This is a genomic window from Stenotrophomonas sp. MYb57, from assembly GCF_002966815.1.
Taxonomy (GTDB): domain Bacteria; phylum Pseudomonadota; class Gammaproteobacteria; order Xanthomonadales; family Xanthomonadaceae; genus Stenotrophomonas; species Stenotrophomonas indicatrix.
The window spans coordinates 990,353-1,008,058 of record NZ_CP023271.1; the positions used below are offsets into that span (position 1 = coordinate 990,353).

The 17,706-nt window shown below is 64.9% G+C and carries 15 protein-coding genes and 7 tRNA genes; 18 read left to right on the forward strand and 4 right to left on the reverse strand.

All coding sequences use genetic code 11. The annotated features are described in order from the left end of the window. Window positions 1-71: 71 nt before the first annotated feature. From CLM74_RS04490 to CLM74_RS04555, 13 genes are all read left to right on the forward strand, one after another. Window positions 72-147, forward strand: a tRNA-Lys gene (locus CLM74_RS04490). A 471-nt stretch (window positions 148-618) separates the two neighbouring features. Next, on the forward strand, window positions 619-945 hold the full coding sequence (locus tag CLM74_RS04500) for a hypothetical protein (protein WP_105163517.1): 327 nt from the start codon (window positions 619-621) through the stop codon (window positions 943-945). Window positions 946-1,068: 123 nt separating this feature from the next. After that, window positions 1,069-1,153: transfer RNA gene (locus CLM74_RS04505), tRNA-Leu, on the forward strand. A 191-nt stretch (window positions 1,154-1,344) separates the two neighbouring features. Then, entirely contained in the window at window positions 1,345-2,640 is a 1,296-nt protein-coding gene (gene tig / locus CLM74_RS04510) for a trigger factor (protein ID WP_025878140.1), read from the forward strand. 76 nt (window positions 2,641-2,716) lie between these two features. Next, complete coding sequence (gene clpP, locus CLM74_RS04515; RefSeq protein WP_025878142.1) at window positions 2,717-3,343, forward strand: ATP-dependent Clp endopeptidase proteolytic subunit ClpP; 627 nt, start codon at window positions 2,717-2,719, stop codon at window positions 3,341-3,343. Between the two features lie 126 nt (window positions 3,344-3,469). Continuing rightward, window positions 3,470-4,759, forward strand: coding sequence for an ATP-dependent Clp protease ATP-binding subunit ClpX (gene clpX, locus CLM74_RS04520; RefSeq protein WP_025878143.1), 1,290 nt, complete (start codon window positions 3,470-3,472; stop codon window positions 4,757-4,759). Window positions 4,760-4,901: 142 nt separating this feature from the next. After that, window positions 4,902-7,355, forward strand: coding sequence for an endopeptidase La (gene lon / locus CLM74_RS04525; RefSeq protein ID WP_025878144.1), 2,454 nt, complete (start codon window positions 4,902-4,904; stop codon window positions 7,353-7,355). A gap of 218 nt (window positions 7,356-7,573) precedes the next feature. Then, window positions 7,574-7,846, forward strand: coding sequence for an HU family DNA-binding protein (locus tag CLM74_RS04530; RefSeq protein WP_004146343.1), 273 nt, complete (start codon window positions 7,574-7,576; stop codon window positions 7,844-7,846). 11 nt (window positions 7,847-7,857) lie between these two features. Further along, window positions 7,858-7,932, forward strand: a tRNA-Val gene (locus CLM74_RS04535). A gap of 25 nt (window positions 7,933-7,957) precedes the next feature. After that, a tRNA-Asp gene (locus tag CLM74_RS04540) sits at window positions 7,958-8,034 on the forward strand. A gap of 89 nt (window positions 8,035-8,123) precedes the next feature. Next, window positions 8,124-8,200 (forward strand) — tRNA-Asp (locus CLM74_RS04545). Between the two features lie 107 nt (window positions 8,201-8,307). Next, window positions 8,308-8,384: transfer RNA gene (locus CLM74_RS04550), tRNA-Asp, on the forward strand. A gap of 184 nt (window positions 8,385-8,568) precedes the next feature. Then, on the forward strand, window positions 8,569-10,524 hold the full coding sequence (locus CLM74_RS04555; protein WP_032977385.1) for a peptidyl-prolyl cis-trans isomerase: 1,956 nt from the start codon (window positions 8,569-8,571) through the stop codon (window positions 10,522-10,524). Window positions 10,525-11,043: 519 nt separating this feature from the next. Here CLM74_RS04555 and CLM74_RS04560 read toward each other — a convergent pair. Continuing rightward, window positions 11,044-12,246, reverse strand: coding sequence for a lytic transglycosylase domain-containing protein (locus CLM74_RS04560; protein ID WP_105163518.1), 1,203 nt, complete (start codon window positions 12,244-12,246; stop codon window positions 11,044-11,046). Then, entirely contained in the window at window positions 12,243-13,007 is a 765-nt protein-coding gene (gene gloB / locus CLM74_RS04565) for a hydroxyacylglutathione hydrolase (RefSeq protein WP_105163519.1), read from the reverse strand. Before gloB ends, CLM74_RS04560 begins: the two co-directional genes overlap by 4 nt. Before the next feature lie 11 nt (window positions 13,008-13,018). On the opposite strand from gloB, the gene CLM74_RS04570 reads away from it, so the two are divergent. The 3 genes from CLM74_RS04570 to dnaQ are packed head-to-tail and all read left to right on the forward strand — an operon-like array spanning window position 13,019 to window position 14,861. Beyond that, window positions 13,019-13,663 carry a methyltransferase domain-containing protein gene (locus CLM74_RS04570; RefSeq protein ID WP_025878154.1) on the forward strand — a complete coding sequence of 215 codons (645 nt, stop codon included), beginning with the start codon at window positions 13,019-13,021 and terminating at the stop codon, window positions 13,661-13,663. 12 nt (window positions 13,664-13,675) lie between these two features. Continuing rightward, entirely contained in the window at window positions 13,676-14,128 is a 453-nt protein-coding gene (gene rnhA, locus CLM74_RS04575; RefSeq protein WP_025878155.1) for a ribonuclease HI, read from the forward strand. Window positions 14,129-14,132: 4 nt separating this feature from the next. Further along, window positions 14,133-14,861, forward strand: coding sequence for a DNA polymerase III subunit epsilon (dnaQ, locus tag CLM74_RS04580; RefSeq protein ID WP_025878156.1), 729 nt, complete (start codon window positions 14,133-14,135; stop codon window positions 14,859-14,861). Window positions 14,862-14,940: 79 nt separating this feature from the next. Here the strand turns inward: dnaQ and CLM74_RS04585 are convergent, their stop codons facing one another. Then, window positions 14,941-15,645 (reverse strand): protein phosphatase 2C domain-containing protein, encoded by a 705-nt coding sequence (locus CLM74_RS04585; protein WP_025878157.1) that lies wholly within the window; start codon window positions 15,643-15,645, stop codon window positions 14,941-14,943. Window positions 15,646-15,814: 169 nt separating this feature from the next. Between CLM74_RS04585 and CLM74_RS04590 the strand changes: the two genes are divergently transcribed. Beyond that, window positions 15,815-15,905, forward strand: a tRNA-Ser gene (locus CLM74_RS04590). Between the two features lie 220 nt (window positions 15,906-16,125). Beyond that, window positions 16,126-16,530 carry a DUF6165 family protein gene (locus CLM74_RS04595; RefSeq protein WP_025878158.1) on the forward strand — a complete coding sequence of 135 codons (405 nt, stop codon included), beginning with the start codon at window positions 16,126-16,128 and terminating at the stop codon, window positions 16,528-16,530. A gap of 118 nt (window positions 16,531-16,648) precedes the next feature. Here CLM74_RS04595 and CLM74_RS04600 read toward each other — a convergent pair whose 3' ends face one another. Beyond that, window positions 16,649-17,695: a glycosyltransferase family 9 protein gene (locus tag CLM74_RS04600; protein WP_105163520.1), complete on the reverse strand. Its 1,047-nt coding sequence runs from the start codon at window positions 17,693-17,695 to the stop codon at window positions 16,649-16,651. Window positions 17,696-17,706: the final 11 nt, after the last annotated feature.

Genomic DNA, 17,706 nt, shown 5'->3' on the forward strand with positions numbered 1-17,706 from the left:
TTTCAACGACGTTGAAGAAAGTGCTTGCAACGCCCTCGCGGATCGGGTCATAATTCGCCCCCCCCGATTTCGGGCTGTTAGCTCAGTTGGTAGAGCAGTTGACTCTTAATCAATAGGTCCAAGGTTCGAATCCTTGACAGCCCACCAGACGAAAGCCACTTGGTCCGCCAAGTGGCTTTTTTCTTTATGTCTCCGTTGGCGTGGAGCCGGCTGGAGGATAGCCCCCTTGAGTCAAGGGGCGCGGCGAAGCCGGGGGGATGTGGGCGTTGGTGAGAGGGGCCCGCGCGGTGCGCAGCAGCGCGTGGGGCGGCAGCGCGAATGCGCAGCCGCGTCCCCAAGGTTCGAATCCTTGACAGCCCACCAGGCGAAAGCCACTTGGTCCGCCAAGTGGCTTTTTTCTTGCTTGCGGCAGCGTCGGTAGATCCACGCCATGCGTGGATGAAGGCCGCACGAAGCGCGCAGTCCACGCATCGCCTGGCTCTACTGAAGCACGGCTGAAATCAGCGTCACATGCGTCATCAGCATGTTCAATGCTGTGAGCTGCTTCTCACCGGTTGCTGCCGGCATCGCTCCCAATAGGTGTTCCGCGCCGAAGGCGCATGCATGAGGAGTGCTTCGATGACGTTCAACAAGAGCACGGGCGTGATGCTGTCCGGCCTGGTGGTGATCGCGCTGTCAGGCTGCAGGGCGGATGAGGCGGCTACCGCCGCTGCACCGGATTACGCGCGGACGGTCGAGCGATCTGCGGATGTCGACCACGTCGCTGCACAGCCGGTGGAGGGGCGCGACGCCGCGCAGTCGACCGGGGCGACAGGGGAGGCGCTGCCTGCTGGCGCGGTTGAAATGACGCGCTCCGCCGATGGCGCCACGCTGGAAACGCCCAGTGACGATGCGGCCGGCGTCCCTGCGGGCGAAACACCCGAGCCCGCGCCGGCCGCCAGCTGACCCGGATCGGCCTGGGGCGGGATGCGCCCAGGCCGACTCCAAAGGGCAATTTCCCTGTTCAGTTTTGTGGAAGCCTTCCGCTTTCCGCCCTCGCCTGCAACAATGAACACCTGAGCCGGCCACGCGAAAGTGGCGGAATTGGTAGACGCCCTGGATTTAGGTTCCAGTGCCGCAAGGCGTGGGGGTTCGAGTCCCCCCTTTCGCACCAGGCCGGCCCGTCCCCCGCCCAGTCGGGCATTCCGCGTCAACCCCTGCGCCCGGCCGTGCTGGCGGCGCCGCCCGAATTGGGCGAAACTAAAGGGCTGCGGCAAGCAGGCGCGTCATCGACGTCGTGTCCTTACAACCGTTTCATCCATCATCGAGCCGGGGGCCAGGGCGCCACCGGTGGCAGGAGTCAACATGCAAGCTTCGATTGAAACCATCGGCAACCTGGAACGCCGCCTGAGCTTCTCGCTGCCGGAAGACCGTCTGCAGAGCCACATCAACGGCCGCCTGGGCGAAATCGCCCGCACCACCCGCATCAAGGGTTTCCGTCCGGGCAAAGTGCCGGCCAAGGTGATCGAGCAGCGCTTCGGCGCGCAGGTCCGTGGCGAGGCGCTGGACGGCCTTCTGCGCGAAACCTTCGACGCCGCCGTGCGTGAGCACGACCTGCGCATCGTCGGCAGCCCGCGCATCGACAAGGGTGACGAGGGTGAGTTCTCCTTCGTGGCCACCGTCGAAGTGGTGCCGGACTTCGGTGACATCGACGTCAGCAAGCTGACCGTGGTGCGCCACACTGCCGAAATCACCGATGCCGACATCGACCAGATGATCGAGAACCTGCAGACGCAGCGTCGCAGCTGGTCGCCGGTTACCCGCGCCGCACAGGACGGCGATCTGGTCGCACTGGAAACCTGGTCGCAGGCCGGTGACGAGCGCCTGCCGGCAGAAGGCACCGAGAAGGGCAGCATCGTGCTCGGCCAGGGCATGATGTTCGAGACCATCGAGCAGGGCCTGGTCGGCATGGCCAAGGACGAAGAGAAGACCCTGGACGTCGAGTTCCCGGCTGACTGGCGCGTGCCGGCGCTGGCGGGCAAGACCGTGCAGGTCACCGTGAAGGTCAGCGACGTGTCCGAGCCGGTCGTGCCGGCCGTCGATGAAGCCTTCATCAAGAGCTTCGGCGTGAAGGGTGGCGACGTCGAGCAGTTCCGCAGCGACATCCGCGCCAACCTCGAGCGTGAGCTGAAGGGCGCACTGATGAACCGCCTGCGTCGTGAAGTCGGCGAGCAGCTGATCGCGGCCTATTCGTCGGTGGAAATGCCGCCGCGCCTGGTCGAGAACGAAGCCCGTGCCATGCTGGCCCAGCAGGTCGAGCAGATCCGCCGCAGTGGCCGCAACCCGGGCGAGATCCCGGCCGACGCCCACGAAGGCTTCAAGGACGCTGCTGCCAAGCGCGTGCTGGTCGGCCTGGTGGTCGGCGAAGTGGCCCGCAGCAACGACCTGCGCCTGGAGCCGAAGCGTCTGAATGAAACGATGCGTCTGATCGCCTCGACCTACGAAGAGCCGGAACAGGTCATTGAGATGTACCGCAACGACCCCCAGCTGATGTCTGGCCTGCAGAACCGCGTGATGGAAGAGCAGGTGATCGACTGGATCGCCGAGCGCGCCCAGCACACTGAAGAAAAGCTGTCGTTCCAGGACGCGATCCGCCAGTAATCCCTGGCGGATTGCCGGATACCCCGCGCCAGCCCTGGCGCGGGGGTGTTTCCCCCCAAGATAGGTACCTCACGAAATGGACAACCGAACCAAAGCCCTGAACATGGTTCCCATGGTGGTCGAGCAGACCAGCCGCGGCGAGCGTGCCTACGACATCTATTCGCGCCTGTTGAAGGAGCGCCTGATCTTCCTGGTTGGCCCGATCGACGATCACATGGCCAACGTGGTGGTGGCGCAGCTGCTGTTCCTGGAAGCGGAAAACCCGGAAAAGGACATCAGCATCTACATCAACTCGCCGGGTGGCGTGGTCACCGCCGGCATGGCGATCTACGACACCATGCAGTACATCAAGCCGGACGTGAGCACCATCTGCGTTGGCCAGGCCGCCTCGATGGGCGCGCTGCTGCTGGCGTCCGGTGCGGCGGGCAAGCGCTATGCGCTGCCGAACTCGCGGGTGATGATCCACCAGCCGCTGGGTGGCTTCCAGGGCCAGGCCACCGACATCGACATCCACGCACGCGAGATCCTGACCCTGCGTGCGCGCCTGAACGAAGTGCTGGCCAAGCACACCGGCCAGTCGCTGGAGACCATCGCGCGCGATACCGAGCGCGACAACTTCAAGAGCGCGGTCGATGCGGTCGCCTACGGCCTGGTCGACCAGGTCCTGGAGCGTCGTCCGGAAGAGTCGATCCAGGCCGGCTGACCGGCACTCACGGGGCCATGGCAGGCCCCGTTCCTGCAGGGTCGGGTGGACTGATGTCCCTCCGGCCCTGTGTTATTCTCGAATCGAACCCCCGTTCAGCGGGTGGGGTAACTGGGTAAGCGAAGCATGAGCGAAGACCGCCAAGGTCGTTCCACGGACACCGGCAAGATCCTCTACTGCTCTTTCTGCGGCAAGAGCCAGCATGAAGTGCGCAAGCTGATTGCCGGTCCGAGCGTGTTCATCTGTGATGAGTGCGTGGAGCTGTGCAACGACATCATCCGAGAGGAGCTTGAGGAGAAGGCGCAGTCGGCGCGCAGTTCGCTGCCCAAGCCGCGCGAGATCCTCGAGGTGCTCGACCAGTACGTGATCGGACAGAACCGCGCCAAGCGGACCCTGGCCGTGGCCGTGTACAACCATTACAAGCGCATCGAGAGCCGCCAGAAGAACGACGAAGTCGAGCTGGCGAAGTCGAACATCCTGCTGGTCGGTCCGACCGGTTCGGGCAAGACCCTGCTGGCCGAGACCCTGGCCCGCCTGCTCAACGTGCCGTTCACCATGGCCGACGCCACCACGCTGACCGAAGCCGGTTACGTGGGCGAGGACGTGGAGAACATCATCCAGAAGCTGCTGCAGAAGTGCGACTACGACGTCGAGAAGGCACAGCAGGGCATCGTCTACATCGATGAAATCGACAAGATCTCGCGCAAGAGCGAGAACCCGTCGATCACCCGCGATGTGTCCGGCGAAGGCGTGCAGCAGGCCCTGTTGAAGCTGATCGAAGGCACCGTGGCCAGCGTTCCGCCGCAGGGTGGGCGCAAGCATCCGCAGCAGGAATTCCTGCAGGTGGACACCAAGAACATCCTGTTCATCTGCGGCGGCGCGTTTGCCGGCCTGGACAAGGTGATCCAGCAGCGCTCCAACGACGCCGGTGGCATCGGTTTCGGCGCCAAGGTGAAGAGCAGCGAGCGCAAGCAGGAAGTGGGCAAGGTGCTGGCTGAAGTCGAGCCGGAAGACCTGATCAAGTTCGGCCTGATTCCCGAGTTCGTGGGCCGCCTGCCGGTGGTCGCGACCCTGGAAGAGCTGGACGAGCCGGCCCTGATCCGCATCCTGACCGAGCCGAAGAACGCCATCACCAAGCAGTTCAAGAAGCTGTTCGAGATGGAGAACGTCGAGCTGGAGTTCCGTCCGGACGCCTTGTCGGCCATCGCCAAGAAGGCGCTCAAGCGCAAGACCGGTGCCCGTGGCCTGCGCACCATCGTCGAATCGGTCCTGCTGGACACCATGTACGACCTGCCGTCGCAGGAAAACGTCAGCAAGGTTGTCGTGGATGAATCGGTGATCGAGCACAAGTCCGAGCCCTACCTGATCTACCAGACCCCGCCGGTCCCTGAACAGAAGGCCGCCGGCGCCGAATGATTCTTTCAACTTGTTGAATAGAAAGAATTTTCTCGGAACGTCTTGCATCTGAAAGCCGATGGCCCCATAACGGGGCCATCGGCTTTTTTTGTCTCCGGAAGATGCCCTCCCGGAGACGGTTTTCCCCTTCCCTGGAGCCCCCATGGCCCGTTCCCCAAGTGAGACCCTCGACCTGCCGGTCCTGCCGCTGCGCGACGTAGTGGTATTCCCGCACATGGTCATCCCGCTGTTCGTCGGCCGCGACAAGTCCATGCACGCGCTGGAACAGGCGATGGAAGCAGACAAGCGCATCCTGCTGCTGGCGCAGAAGTCGGCCGAGACCGATGACCCGCAGGCCGCCGACCTCTACCAGGTCGGCACCCTGGCGCAGGTCCTGCAGCTGCTGAAGCTGCCTGACGGCACCATCAAGGTGCTGGTCGAAGGCCTGTCGCGCGTGCAGGTGACCAGCGTCAGCGAACGCGATGGATCGCTGCACGGCCAGGCCGTGGAAATCGAGGCCGCCGATGCACGTGAGCCGCGCGAAATCGAGGCCATCGCCCGCTCGCTGATGTCGCTGTTCGAGCAGTACGTCAAGACCAACCGCAAGCTGCCGCCGGAACTGCTGCAGACCCTGGCCGGCATCGATGAGCCGACACGCCTGGCCGACACCATCGCCGCCCATATCAGCGTGCGGTTGTCGGACAAGCAGCGCCTGCTGGAAACGCTGGCGGTGGGCGAACGCCTGGAGATGCTGGTCGGCCTGGTCGACGGCGAGATCGACGTGCAGCAGATGGAAAAGCGCATCCGCGGCCGCGTGAAGTCGCAGATGGAAAAGAGCCAGCGCGAGTACTACCTCAACGAACAGATGAAGGCCATCCAGAAGGAACTGGGTGACCTGGACGATGCGCCGGGCGAACTGGAAGAGCTGGCGCGCAAGATCGCCGAAGCGGGCATGCCCAAGCCGGTGGAAGCCAAGGCGCGCAACGAGCTCAACAAGCTCAAGCAGATGTCGCCGATGTCTGCCGAAGCAGCGGTCGTGCGCAACTACCTGGAGTGGCTGCTGGGCGTGCCGTGGAAGAAGCGCAGCAAGGTGCGCAAGGACCTGAAGGCCGCGCAGGACACCCTCGATGCCGATCACTACGGCCTGGAGAAGGTCAAGGAACGCATCCTTGAATACCTGGCGGTGCAGTCGCGGGTGAAGCAGATGAAGGGTCCGATCCTGTGCCTGGTCGGGCCGCCGGGCGTGGGCAAGACCTCGCTGGGCCAGTCCATCGCCAAGGCCACCAACCGCAAGTTCGTGCGCATGTCGCTCGGCGGCGTGCGCGATGAAGCCGAGATCCGTGGCCACCGTCGTACCTATGTCGGTTCGATGCCGGGCCGCATCGTGCAGAACCTCAACAAGGTCGGCAGCAAGAACCCGCTGTTCGTGCTGGACGAGATCGACAAGATGTCGATGGACTTCCGTGGCGATCCGTCCTCGGCGCTGCTGGAAGTGCTCGATCCCGAGCAGAACAACGCGTTCAACGACCACTACCTGGAAGTGGACCTGGACCTGTCCGAAGTGATGTTCGTGGCGACCTCCAACTCGCTCAACATCCCCGGCCCGCTGCTGGACCGCATGGAAGTGATCCGCATCCCCGGTTACACCGAGGATGAGAAGCTCAACATCGCCACCCGTTACCTGTCGCCCAAGCAGATCAAGGCCAACGGCCTGAAGCCGGAAGAGCTGGAGATTGGCAGCGATGCCATCCAGGACATCGTGCGCTACTACACGCGCGAATCCGGCGTGCGCAACCTGGAACGCGAGATCGCCAAGATCTGCCGCAAGGTGGTGAAGGAAATCGCGCTGGGTGGGCCGCAGCCGGTGGCGAAGGCGAAGAAGGGCGCGCGCAAGTCCAAGGCGCTGGTGAGCGTGTCGAGCAAGAACCTGGACAAGTACCTGGGCGTGCGTCGCTTCGACTTCGGCCGTGCCGAAGAAGAGAACGAGATCGGCCTGGTCACGGGCCTGGCCTGGACCGAAGTCGGTGGCGATCTGCTGCAGATCGAATCGACGCTGGTACCGGGCAAGGGCCAGCTGATCCTGACCGGCCAGCTCGGCAACGTGATGAAGGAATCAGCGTCGGCGGCGTTGTCGGTGGTGCGTTCGCGTGCCGAGCGCTTCGGCATCGATGCGGACTTCCTGCAGAAGCACGACGTGCACCTGCATGTACCCGATGGTGCGACGCCGAAGGATGGCCCCAGTGCCGGTGCGGCAATGGTGACCTCGCTGGTGTCGATGCTGACCAAGGTCGCCGTGCGCGCCGATGTGGCGATGACCGGCGAAATCACCCTGCGTGGTCGCGTCACCGCGATCGGCGGCCTCAAGGAGAAGCTGCTGGCGGCCCTGCGCGGCGGAATCCGCACGGTGATCATCCCCGATGAGAACCGCAAGGATCTTGCTGACATTCCGGCCAACGTCACCCGCGACCTGGAGATCGTGCCGGTGAAGTACATCGAGGAAGTGCTCGATCTGGCCCTGGAACGTCCGCTGGCACCGAAGAAGACGCGCAAGAGTGCGCAGCGCGTCACGGTGCGCAGCAAGGCCAAACCGAGTGGAAACGCGCGCGTCAAGCATTGATGCGTCCTGTCGAAATGCTTGAAACCCGCGTCGTTGCTGGCTTTCCAGCTTGCGTGGGGGTAGGGCCGCTGGTATAAAAGCAGCACTCGCGAATGAGTGATCGCAGTCAGCGCTCACTGAATTCGGCGAACCGTTTCCACATGGCAACCGCATGCAGACGTCGTGCGGTTGCTTCCCTGTCGAATACGCGGAACCCACCGCCAAAGGAGTTGTAAAGAATGAACAAGACCGAATTGATCGATGCCGTTGCTGAAGCTGCCGACCTGACCAAGGCCGAGTCCAGCCGCGCTGTCGATGCCGTCGTTGCTGCCGTCACCAAGGCGCTGAAGGACGGCGATGCGGTCACCCTGGTTGGCTTCGGTACCTTCCAGGTCCGCGACCGTGCTGCCCGCACCGGCCGCAACCCGAAGACCGGCGACACCATCAAGATCGCTGCTTCGAAGAATCCGTCGTTCAAGGCTGGTAAGGCCCTGAAGGATGCTGTAAACTAAGCGGCTCGCTGGGGTGCTTAGCTCAGCGGTAGAGCGTCTCCTTTACACGGAGAGGGTCGGGGGTTCGAAACCCTCAGCACCCACCACAGCACCGCGGTAAGTTTGAAATGTGGAGCGGTAGTTCAGCTGGTTAGAATGCTGGCCTGTCACGCCGGAGGTCGCGGGTTCGAGTCCCGTCCGCTCCGCCATTTTCAACGAGGCCCCCGGCCGAAAAGCTGGGGGCCTTGTTTTCTCTCCAACCAACCGGTTGTAGAGAAAACAAAGAGGTCTGCAATACGGAGCGGTAGTTCAGCTGGTTAGAATGCTGGCCTGTCACGCCGGAGGTCGCGGGTTCGAGTCCCGTCCGCTCCGCCATTGCAAAACTCTTAAATCCTCGTGAAAAAACTTTGAAAAAAGTGTTCAGCGGGGTAGGTTTTCAGGAAGTCTTCGGATATACTGAGCGCCTGCAAAGTTTCAAGCGCGGAGCGGTAGTTCAGCTGGTTAGAATGCTGGCCTGTCACGCCGGAGGTCGCGGGTTCGAGTCCCGTCCGCTCCGCCAACTCTAAGAGCCCTCGACGCAAGTCGGGGGCTTTTTCTTTGCGCCGTTTTCTTCATTCGATGCGCGCGAACCTGTAGATCGCCTGGGCGGGATGGCGCCAGGCCCTGCTGCCACTGCTTTTGGTCCACGCCGCGAAGCGGGTTACACTGCCGGGCTCGCCAATCAAGCCTTGTGATTCCTCACCATGCTGCAGAAACTCCGCGACAAGACCTCAGGCTGGATCGTCACCGTGATCCTGGGGCTGCTGATGATTCCGTTCCTGTTCGTGATCGACAACAGCTACCTCGGTGGCGTCGGCGCACAGAACGTCGCCAAGGTTTCGGCACCGCCGACCTGGTGGCGCTCGGCACCGTCCTGGTGGCCGGTGCGCATGATGTGGCAGCACCATGAGATCAGTGCACAGGACTTCCGCACCCGTTTCGAGCAGGAACGCATGCGCGAACGCCAGCAGCAGGGCGAGAACTTCGACCCGCGCGCGTTCGAAAGCACCGAGAACAAGCTGGCCGTGCTCGACCAGTTGATCGACGAGCAGGTCGTGCGCCTGGTCGGTGAGCAGGCCGGTGTCGTGATTGGCGACGGCGCTGTGCGCGAATACATCACCACCATTCCGGGCTTCCTGGGCGCCGATGGCAAGTTCAGCGAAAGCAATTACCGTCTGGCCCTGGCCGGTGGCAATCCGCCGCGCACGCCGACCCAGTTCCAGGAACTGGTGCGTGAGAGCCTGCAGCAGTCGGTGATCCCGTCGGGCCTGCAGAATTCCGGCTTTGTTACCCAGGCCGAGACCGAGCGTCTGTTGAAGCTGCTGGGCGAGACCCGCGATGTCGAACTGGCCGCACTGCCGGAAGTTCCGGTGGATACCGCGCCGGTGACCGACGCGCAGATCAAGCAGTGGTACGACAGCCATGGCAAGGATTTCCGCCAGGCCGAATCGGTCTCGCTGGAATATGTCGAGCTCAATGGTGCCAACCTGCCGGCGCCGACTGCGGCCGACGAAGCGACCCTGCGCAAGCGCTATGAAGACGAGAAGGCCAAGTTCACCACGCCGGAACAGCGCCAGGCGGCGCACATCCTGATCACCGGCGACGGTGCTGAAGCCAAGGCCGCCAAGCTGGCTGTCGAAGCAAAGGCGGCAGGTGCCGACTTTGCCGCGCTGGCCAAGGCGAACTCGGAAGACCCCGGCTCCAAGGCGCAGGGCGGTGACCTGGGTTGGGTGGAGCGGGGCGCGATGGTCAAGCCGTTCGAAGATGCACTGTTTGGTGCCAAGGCGGGTGAGGTGATCGGCCCGGTCAAGACCGACTTCGGTTACCACATCATCAAGGTCGCAGCGGTTCGTGGCGGCCAGGGCAAGTCCTTCGAAGAAGTACGCGACACCTTGGCTGCCGAGCAGTTGAAGGCCGACGGCGAGCGCGGCTTCAACGATCTGGCGGGCCGCCTGGTCGATGCCATCAACAAGAGCCCGAGCGACCTGTCCGCGGCCGCCAAGGCGGTCGGCCTGTCGATGCAGACGCTGGGCCCGATCACGCGCACGACCGCCACCGGTATTGCCGCTGATCCGGCCGTGCTGCGTGCCGCCTTCTCCGACGTCCTGGTGCAGGACGGTACCGCCAGCGATCCGATCGCCCTGGGCGGCAGCAGCAACCACAGCGTGGTGATCCGCGTTGCCGCGCATACCCCGGAGCAGGCGCTGCCGCTGGACAAGGCGCGTGAGCAGGTGATCGCCGCGATCCGTGCCGACCGTCAGCGCCAGGCCGGTGACAAGGCCGCCGATGCCCTGCTGGCCAAGCTGAAGGCCGGCGCGACCCTGCAGTCGCTGGCTGCCAGCGAGAAGCTGCAGCTGAGCCCGATGCCGGGCCTGCCGCGCAGCCAGCCGGTGCCGACCCCGGAGATCAACCGTGCGATCTTCAGTGCGCCGCTGCCTGCCGAGGGCAAGCCGAGCTACGGCAAGGTCGATGTCAACGGCCATGCGCTGGTCTTCGCGGTGAACAAGGTCAACCCGGGCGACATCAAGGAAGTGACCGCCGAACAGCAGAAGCAGTTGAAGGACCAGCTGAGCCAGATCGACGGCATGGCTGCTGCCAAGGCCTACATCGAGGCGATGCGCAAGAAATTCTTGATCCAGACCACCGAAGCGAACCTGTAAGCCCTCCGGCGAGCAGGAACGAAAAGGCCCGGCATTGCCGGGCCTTTTTTGTTGTCGCAACCCTGATCGATCCGTGACCTGCGCGATGAGTACCGACCAAGGTCGGCCGCGACCAGAAGCGAAGCGACCTGCTCCTGCTCTTCATCTTCCAATCCGCGGGTGCCACCGGAATTTGTCCGCGGCCGGGCAGATGGGCTGTGCAGGGGCGTGAGCCGCATGGGCCCGAGGCATGCCTCGGGCGGGTTGGGCAGGACGCCCAACCCCGGTCTTGCCGTGTGCGCAGGACAGCGCACGCGAGCAGGCGGCGACCGAGCTTACAGGGGTGAGGGCGCTTTGCTTGCGAAGCACTGCTTCGCAAGCGCCCGAACGCACAGCCGCCAGCGGCTGGGCCGGGCCCCGGAGGGGGACTTTGCAGCGGCCCCTGCGCAGCCTATCTGCCCGGCCGCACACGAGCGATCAGGGCCACCCGCGAGGGGCTTCGCCGTTGGCCGGAAACCGCGCGTCAGCGCCGCACCGACCTCAGTCTTCGACGCGCAGTACCGCGCCTGGCTTCAGCACGCTGCTGCCGCTCAAGCCGTTCAGCGACAACAGCGCCTTCACCGGCATGCCGTAGCGGCGGGCGATGGTCCAGGCCGATTCACCGTTGCGCACGGTGTGGCGACGGTTGCGCGGGCGATCGGCAGCCGACGCGACCACCTTGGCCACCTGCGGGCTCGGCGCGGCGCTGGCGGTGCTGGCCACTGCGGTGGCAACGGCCGTGCTGGTGATGTCGGCAACGTCCGCGTTGGACGCCGAAACCGGGGCAAGTACGCGGGCGGTGCCCGACGGGCGGTTGCCGGCGGCCAGTGCCGGATTCAGGCGGGCGATCTTCGCCGGGTCCAGCGCGCGCTGGGCGGCCCACTGCTGGACGCTGGTGCCCGCCGGCAGGGTGTGGTCCTTCAGCACCGGTACGGTGCGGTCCAGCGAGGCCATCACGCCCGGCTGGTCTTCCACGTCTTCCAGCACGCAGGCCAGGGCATGCAGCTTCTCGACGTAGGCATGGGTGACCGGCGACAGCCCGGGCAGGCCGGCCGGCTTGGCGTTCTGCGCATTCATGCCGGCCTTGCGCATGGACTGCAGCACGCGGTATTCACCAGCGTTGTAGGCCATCGTGGCCAGGCGCCAGTCACCGCCGAACATGCCATGCAGGGTCTTCAGGTAGCGCACGGCGGCCTGGGTGGACTCCACTGCTGACAGTCGGCCGTCGTAGTTGTTGCTCATCGGTACGCGATGGTTGCGTGCCGTGGTGGCGATGAACTGCCACAGGCCGGTCGGGCCGCTGCCGTTGCGGGCATTGGGCCGGTAGCCACTTTCGACGAAGGGAATCAGGGCGAATTCGGTGGGCAGGTTGGCTTTGCGCAGCTCTTCGACCACATAGCCGAACAGCACCAGCGCGTCGTCATCCTGGTTGGCCAACCGCGAAGGCGCATGGGCGAACTGCTTCTGCCAGCGCGGGCTGGTGGCTTCGGCGTCACAGGTAGGTTCTGCAAGGCCGTCGCGGAAGCTGGAGAAGATCTCCTGGCCGTTACGTACCGATGCGGCCGGCAGCGTTGACGGATCCAGCGGCAGGGCCGAGGCGGCGGTCAGGTTCTGGCTGATGCCGGCGCCCAGCGATTGTGCGCCGGCAGTTCCGGCCAACCCCAGGACGAGACCCAGGGCCAGCGGCAGACTTCGGCGACTCATGCGCGGAAGCCGTCTTTCCAGTGCCGGAGACCGGCCATGACGTCGACGTCGTCCACGACTTCGCGCCCCAGGTGCGCCGACACGGCCGCGCGGATGGGCGCCGTGTGGGTACGCAGGAACGGATTGCAGGCAATTTCATCGGCCAGGGATACTGGCAGGGTGGAACGGTCATCGCGGCGCATGGCCAAAGCCTCCTCTTGGCGCTGCAACAAGGCAGCGTTGGCGGGGTCGACATGCCGCGCGAAGACGGCATTTGACACGGTGTACTCGTGAGCGCAACACAGCAGCAGTTGCGCGGGCAGGGCACCCAGCTTGCGCATCGATGCCAGCAGCTGGGACGGCGTACCTTCGAACAGGCGTCCACAGCCCAGGCTGAACAACGAATCTCCGCTGAAAAGCTGTTCAGCGGTGTGAAACGCGATGTGGCTGCGGGTGTGCCCGGGGACGGATAGTACGTGGAACATCCGGCCCAGTGCCTGAACACGTTCACCTTCACCGACCCGCTCGGTGGCCATCGGGATGCGCTCGTCGACCGGTGCGATCACGCGCACCCCGGGGAAACGCGCCTGCAGCGCCGGTACCCCGCCGATGTGATCGTCGTGGTGATGGGTGAGCAGGATGGTGTCCACGCGCACGCCTTGGGCAGCCAGCGCCAGTACCGGCGCAGCGTCGCCGGGATCGACGACCACGGCAGCACCGTCGTCGGCGATCAGCATCCAGATGTAATTGTCCGCAAATGCGGGCAGGGCAGTCAGTCGCATAGAATTGGACCATGCCCGCGCTGCAGAGCACCCGTCAAGCGAGCCAAGCCCCGTGGTTCGACAGTGAACCGGCGGAGGCCCTGCGCGTGCTCGAACGGCAGCTGCTGCTGCCGCAGCTGTCGCTGCTGCCGACCCGGCCCTGGTTGTGGATCGCCCCCAGCGCCGCCTGGCTGGCGGATGCGCAGCTGGGCGGTCGGGGCCTGCGCCTGCATCGCCAGGGCAGTGGTTACGCCGGCGATACCCGCTGTGCCCTGCCGTTGCCGCTGCCCAATGAGAGTGTCAACGCCATCGTGCTGCAGCATGTGACCGTCGGCGATGCCGACCATCTGCTGGACGAATGCGAGCGCGTGCTGATGCCCGGCGGCCATCTGTGGCTGACCAGCCTCAACCCGTTCAGCCCGTTCCGCACGCGCTGGCGCCAGCACGGGCTGGTGGTGCGCACGCCGCAGCGGATCCGCCAGCTGCTTGAGCGCCATGGGCTGGAATGCGAGGACATGCGTTACCTGGGGCCGATGTGGCAGGGTGCCGGCAGCCGCCGTCGCGGCGGCTGGGCCCCCCTGCGCGCGGCCTGCCTGTTCCACGCTGAAAAACGCACGCTGGCCCTGCCCGGGCCGACCCCGTTGCCCGTGCGCTGGCACGGCACCGTTGCTACCTGATCTGGAGTTGTATTGAAAACCATCGAAATCCACACCGACGGTTCCTGCCTCGGCAATCCCGGCCCCGGTGGCTGGGCGGCTCTGCTGCGCTACAAGGGGCACGAGCGCGAACTGAGCGGTGGTGAAGCGCATACCACCAACAATCGGATGGAGCTGATGGCGGCCATTTCCGGGCTGGAGTCGTTGACCGAGCCCTGTGAGATCGTCCTCTATACCGATTCGCAGTACGTACGGCAGGGCCTGACCCAGTGGCTGCCGGGCTGGATCCGCAAGAACTGGAAGACCGCCGGCGGTGACCCGGTGAAGAACCGTGAACTGTGGGAGCGCCTGCAGGCCGCCACGCTGCGGCACCAGATCGACTGGCGCTGGGTGAAAGGCCATTCCGGCGACCCGGACAATGAACGCGTGGATACCCTGGCCCGCAACGCCGCGATCCAGATCCGCGACGGCAGCCCGGTAAACTGAGCCCATGCGTCAGATCATCCTTGATACCGAAACCACCGGCCTGGAGTGGAAGAAGGGCAACCGCGTCGTCGAAATCGGCTGCGTCGAGTTGTTCAAGCGCCGCCCGACCGGCAATACCTATCACCAGTACCTGAAGCCGGACTGCGAATTCGAACAGGGTGCGCAGGAAGTGACCGGCCTGACCCTGGAATTCCTCGCCGACAAGCCGGAGTTCGCGCAGGTCGTGGAGGAGTTCCTGGCCTTCATCGATGGCGCCGAGCTGATCATCCACAACGCCGCGTTCGACCTGGGCTTCCTCGACAACGAGCTGTCCCTGCTCGGCGAGCAGTACGGCAAGATCACCGACCGCTGCACGGTGATCGATACCCTGGCGCTGGCGCGCGAGCGCTTCCCGGGCCAGCGCAACTCGCTCGACGCCCTGTGCAAGCGGCTGGGCGTGGACAACTCGCACCGCGCCCTGCATGGCGGTCTGCTGGATGCGCAGATCCTGGGTGATGTGTACATCGCGTTGACCTCGGGCCAGGAGGAGATCGGCTTCGGGCTGGGCGATGACGATGCCGGTGGCGCTGCGGCGTTGCAGGCGTTCGATGCGTCCAAGCTGCTGCCGCGGCCGCGCGTGGTGGCCACGCCGTCGGAGCAGGAAGCGCATGCGGCGCGTCTGGAACGGCTGCGCAAGAAGGCCGGCCACGCGTTGTGGGACGGCCCGAAGGTGGAAGAAGCCGCGAGCGCGTAGGCGCAGCGGTGGCGTGCGAAATGCAGCCACGCATGGCGTGGCTCTACTGTAGATCCACGCCATGCGTGGATGGCGTGGATCAGTGGCAGCGCACCAGGATCACGGTGATGTTGTCCGAGCCGCCGCCGTCGAGGGCGGAGGCGACCAGGCTGTCCACGCATTCCTGCGCGCTGGCGTCGTCGAAGGCGAGGGTGCGGGCGATGCCGCGGTCATCCACTTCCTCGGTCAGGCCATCACTGCACAGCAGCAACTGCATGCCCGGGCGCAGCTCGCCGCTGGTGGTCGCCACGTTCAGGTGTGCCGGGTCGGTGACGCCCAGTGCCTGGGTGACCACGTTGCGGTGGGGATGGGCGCGCGCCTGCTCGGCGGTCAGGTTGCCCTGCGCGACCAGTTCCTGCACCACGCTGTGGTCCTGGCTGAGCTGGGCAAGCTGGCCATCGCGCCACAGATAGGCGCGGCTGTCGCCGACCCAGGCCACTTCGTAACGGTTGCCCTGCACCCGTGCAGCGACCACGGTGGTGCCCATCGGCAGGCTGTCGTTGCGCCGGCGCGAGGCGCGGATGATCTCTTCGTCGGCGGTGCGGATCGCCTGCGCCAACGGCGCGCCACGGCGGATCTCACGCACGATGGTCTCGCGCGCCAGTGCGCTGGCCACCTCGCCGCAGGCGTGCCCGCCCATGCCGTCGGCTACCAGCCACAGGGCCAGCTCGCCGTCACCGTAATAGGTGTCCTCATTGAGCTCGCGGCGCAGGCCGGGGTGGGTGAGATGTCCGAATTCGATCATGGTGGGTGCTGGGCGAGGGGGTAATGCCGGGGAGAACGGCATCATCACGGCCAAGCGGACATCCGGCAAGCCATGCAGTCAGGAAAATTTCACTTCATTGGGCGCAATGACTTGTCGTCAGCCGCGCTTCCTCGTATGATGCGCGTCCCCGGTTCGCCGGGGAACATCTGGAGAGGTGGCAGAGCGGTTGAATGTACCTGACTCGAAATCAGGCAGGCGTTTATAGCGCCTCGGGGGTTCGAATCCCCCCCTCTCCGCCAGATTAAAAAAGAAGGGCTGCCGAAAGGCAGCCCTTCTTTTTTAATCTGGCGCGGGGATGCGACGACGCTTCGCGCGTCGCCCCAAACGTTGCGATGCAACGTTCGGCCCCCTCCCTTTGCCGGCCTTCCTGCGGATGCTTCAGTAGATCCACGCCATGCGTGGATGCTGTTCGCGTGCGGCGGGTTACCATGTACGTCATCACCTGCTGGAGCCGCCACGATGACCGCTGAAATCCTCGTCCCCGTTTCATTCGGCGAGCTGCTGGACAAGATCTCGATCCTGCAGATCAAGTCCGAGCGCATCAGTGACGAAGGCAAGCTGGCCAACGTACGCAAGGAGCTGTCCGCGCTGGAAACCACGTGGATGGCGCACCCGGCGGCAGTGAAGGACATCGCCAAGCTGCGCGCCGAGCTGAAGTCGGTCAACGAGCAGCTGTGGGAGATCGAGGACGACATCCGCCTGAAGGACAAGGCGCAGGCGTTCGATCAGGGGTTCATCGACCTGGCGCGCAGCGTGTACCTGCGCAACGACGAACGCGCACGCATCAAGAAGGCGATCAACCTGGCGCTGGGTTCGGCGTACGTGGAAGAGAAGTCCTACCAGGATTACACGCAGCGCGCGTAATCCCGGGCGGCCCGACGCAGTAGATCCACGCCATGCGTGGATGGATCTCCCGGGTTGCGGGACGGTGCGGACCAAGGTCCGCACCCAGTTGACAGCGCTCAGCTGCCCGACGTGCCACTCACCCCAGATGGTCGGCGACGTAACGCTCGAACGCGGCAATGCCGTCCTCGACGGTGATCAGTTCCATCACGTCGTCGAATTCGATCTTGGTGCCCCACTTGAGGTCGGCTGCCTGCTTGCCCAGATACTTGCGCGCCGCGTCGTCGTAGCGGTCCGCGCAGTAGCGGCGGTCGGAATACGGGCCGCTGCGGTTCGGGTTGCTGGCCGCATGCAGGCCCAGCACCTTGGTACCCATTGCGTTGGCAATGTGCATCGGGCCAGAGTCCGGGGTCATCACCAGGTTGGCGCGGGCCAGCAGGGCCGGCAACTGCTTGAGCGTGTCCTTGCCGACCAGGTCCAGCGCCGGAACATCCAGCTGGGCCTGGATGGCGTCGGCCATGCTGCGCTCCAGTTCGCTGCGGCCGCCGCACAGCACGACCCGCCAACCGCGCGTGACGGCATGGTTGGCGACCTCGGCATAGCGGTCGGCGTACCAGTTGCGGCGCACGTGGCTGGAGCAGGGCGAGATCATCAGCACCGGCCGGCCATCGTCCTGCCATTGCGCAGCGGCCCAGTCATAGGCTGCCTGCGGCACGGCCAGGTCCCAGCTGACATCGGTCTGGCGCAGGCCCAGCGGCTCGCAGAAGCTGCCGATGGCGTCGAGCACATGGATGCCCGGGCGATCAGGGATGCGTTCGTTGATGAAGAGGCCGTGCAGATCCTTGGAGCGGCTGCGGTCGTACCCGATGCGGCGCTCGGCAGGAATGAAGGCGGACAGCACGTTGGCGCGGAACGCCACCTGCATCTGCAGCAGGGCCTCGAAACGCCCGGGTGGCAACTGCTTGCGCAGCTCCTTCACTCCGGCCATGCCGGTCTTCTTGTCGTAGGCGTGGAAGGTGACGCCCGGCAGGCCATCGAGCAGCTTCTGCCCGACCTTGTCGATGATCCAGTGGATCGGCGTGTCCGGGCGCGCGGCCTGCAGGGTGCGCACCAGCGGCACTACGTGGGTCACATCGCCAAGAGCGGACAGGCGCAGAAGACACAAGGAGGAGGACGCTGATGCCATGTGTTGTTAGA

Bases quoted from the DNA above. Each gene is read 5' to 3' on its own strand.
- lon (WP_025878144.1), top strand. From the start codon at position 4,902: ATGGCCCGTTCCCCAAGTGAGACCCTCGACCTGCCGGTCCTGCCGCTG.
- CLM74_RS04585 (WP_025878157.1), bottom strand. From the start codon at position 15,645: ATGATCGAATTCGGACATCTCACCCACCCCGGCCTGCGCCGCGAGCTC.
- CLM74_RS04555 (WP_032977385.1), top strand. From the start codon at position 8,569: ATGCTGCAGAAACTCCGCGACAAGACCTCAGGCTGGATCGTCACCGTG.
- tig (WP_025878140.1), top strand. From the start codon at position 1,345: ATGCAAGCTTCGATTGAAACCATCGGCAACCTGGAACGCCGCCTGAGC.
- CLM74_RS04595 (WP_025878158.1), top strand. From the start codon at position 16,126: ATGACCGCTGAAATCCTCGTCCCCGTTTCATTCGGCGAGCTGCTGGAC.
- CLM74_RS04560 (WP_105163518.1), bottom strand. From the start codon at position 12,246: ATGAGTCGCCGAAGTCTGCCGCTGGCCCTGGGTCTCGTCCTGGGGTTG.
- CLM74_RS04570 (WP_025878154.1), top strand. From the start codon at position 13,019: ATGCCCGCGCTGCAGAGCACCCGTCAAGCGAGCCAAGCCCCGTGGTTC.
- dnaQ (WP_025878156.1), top strand. From the start codon at position 14,133: ATGCGTCAGATCATCCTTGATACCGAAACCACCGGCCTGGAGTGGAAG.
- clpX (WP_025878143.1), top strand. From the start codon at position 3,470: ATGAGCGAAGACCGCCAAGGTCGTTCCACGGACACCGGCAAGATCCTC.
- CLM74_RS04600 (WP_105163520.1), bottom strand. From the start codon at position 17,695: ATGGCATCAGCGTCCTCCTCCTTGTGTCTTCTGCGCCTGTCCGCTCTT.
- CLM74_RS04530 (WP_004146343.1), top strand. From the start codon at position 7,574: ATGAACAAGACCGAATTGATCGATGCCGTTGCTGAAGCTGCCGACCTG.
- CLM74_RS04500 (WP_105163517.1), top strand. From the start codon at position 619: ATGACGTTCAACAAGAGCACGGGCGTGATGCTGTCCGGCCTGGTGGTG.
- clpP (WP_025878142.1), top strand. From the start codon at position 2,717: ATGGACAACCGAACCAAAGCCCTGAACATGGTTCCCATGGTGGTCGAG.
- gloB (WP_105163519.1), bottom strand. From the start codon at position 13,007: ATGCGACTGACTGCCCTGCCCGCATTTGCGGACAATTACATCTGGATG.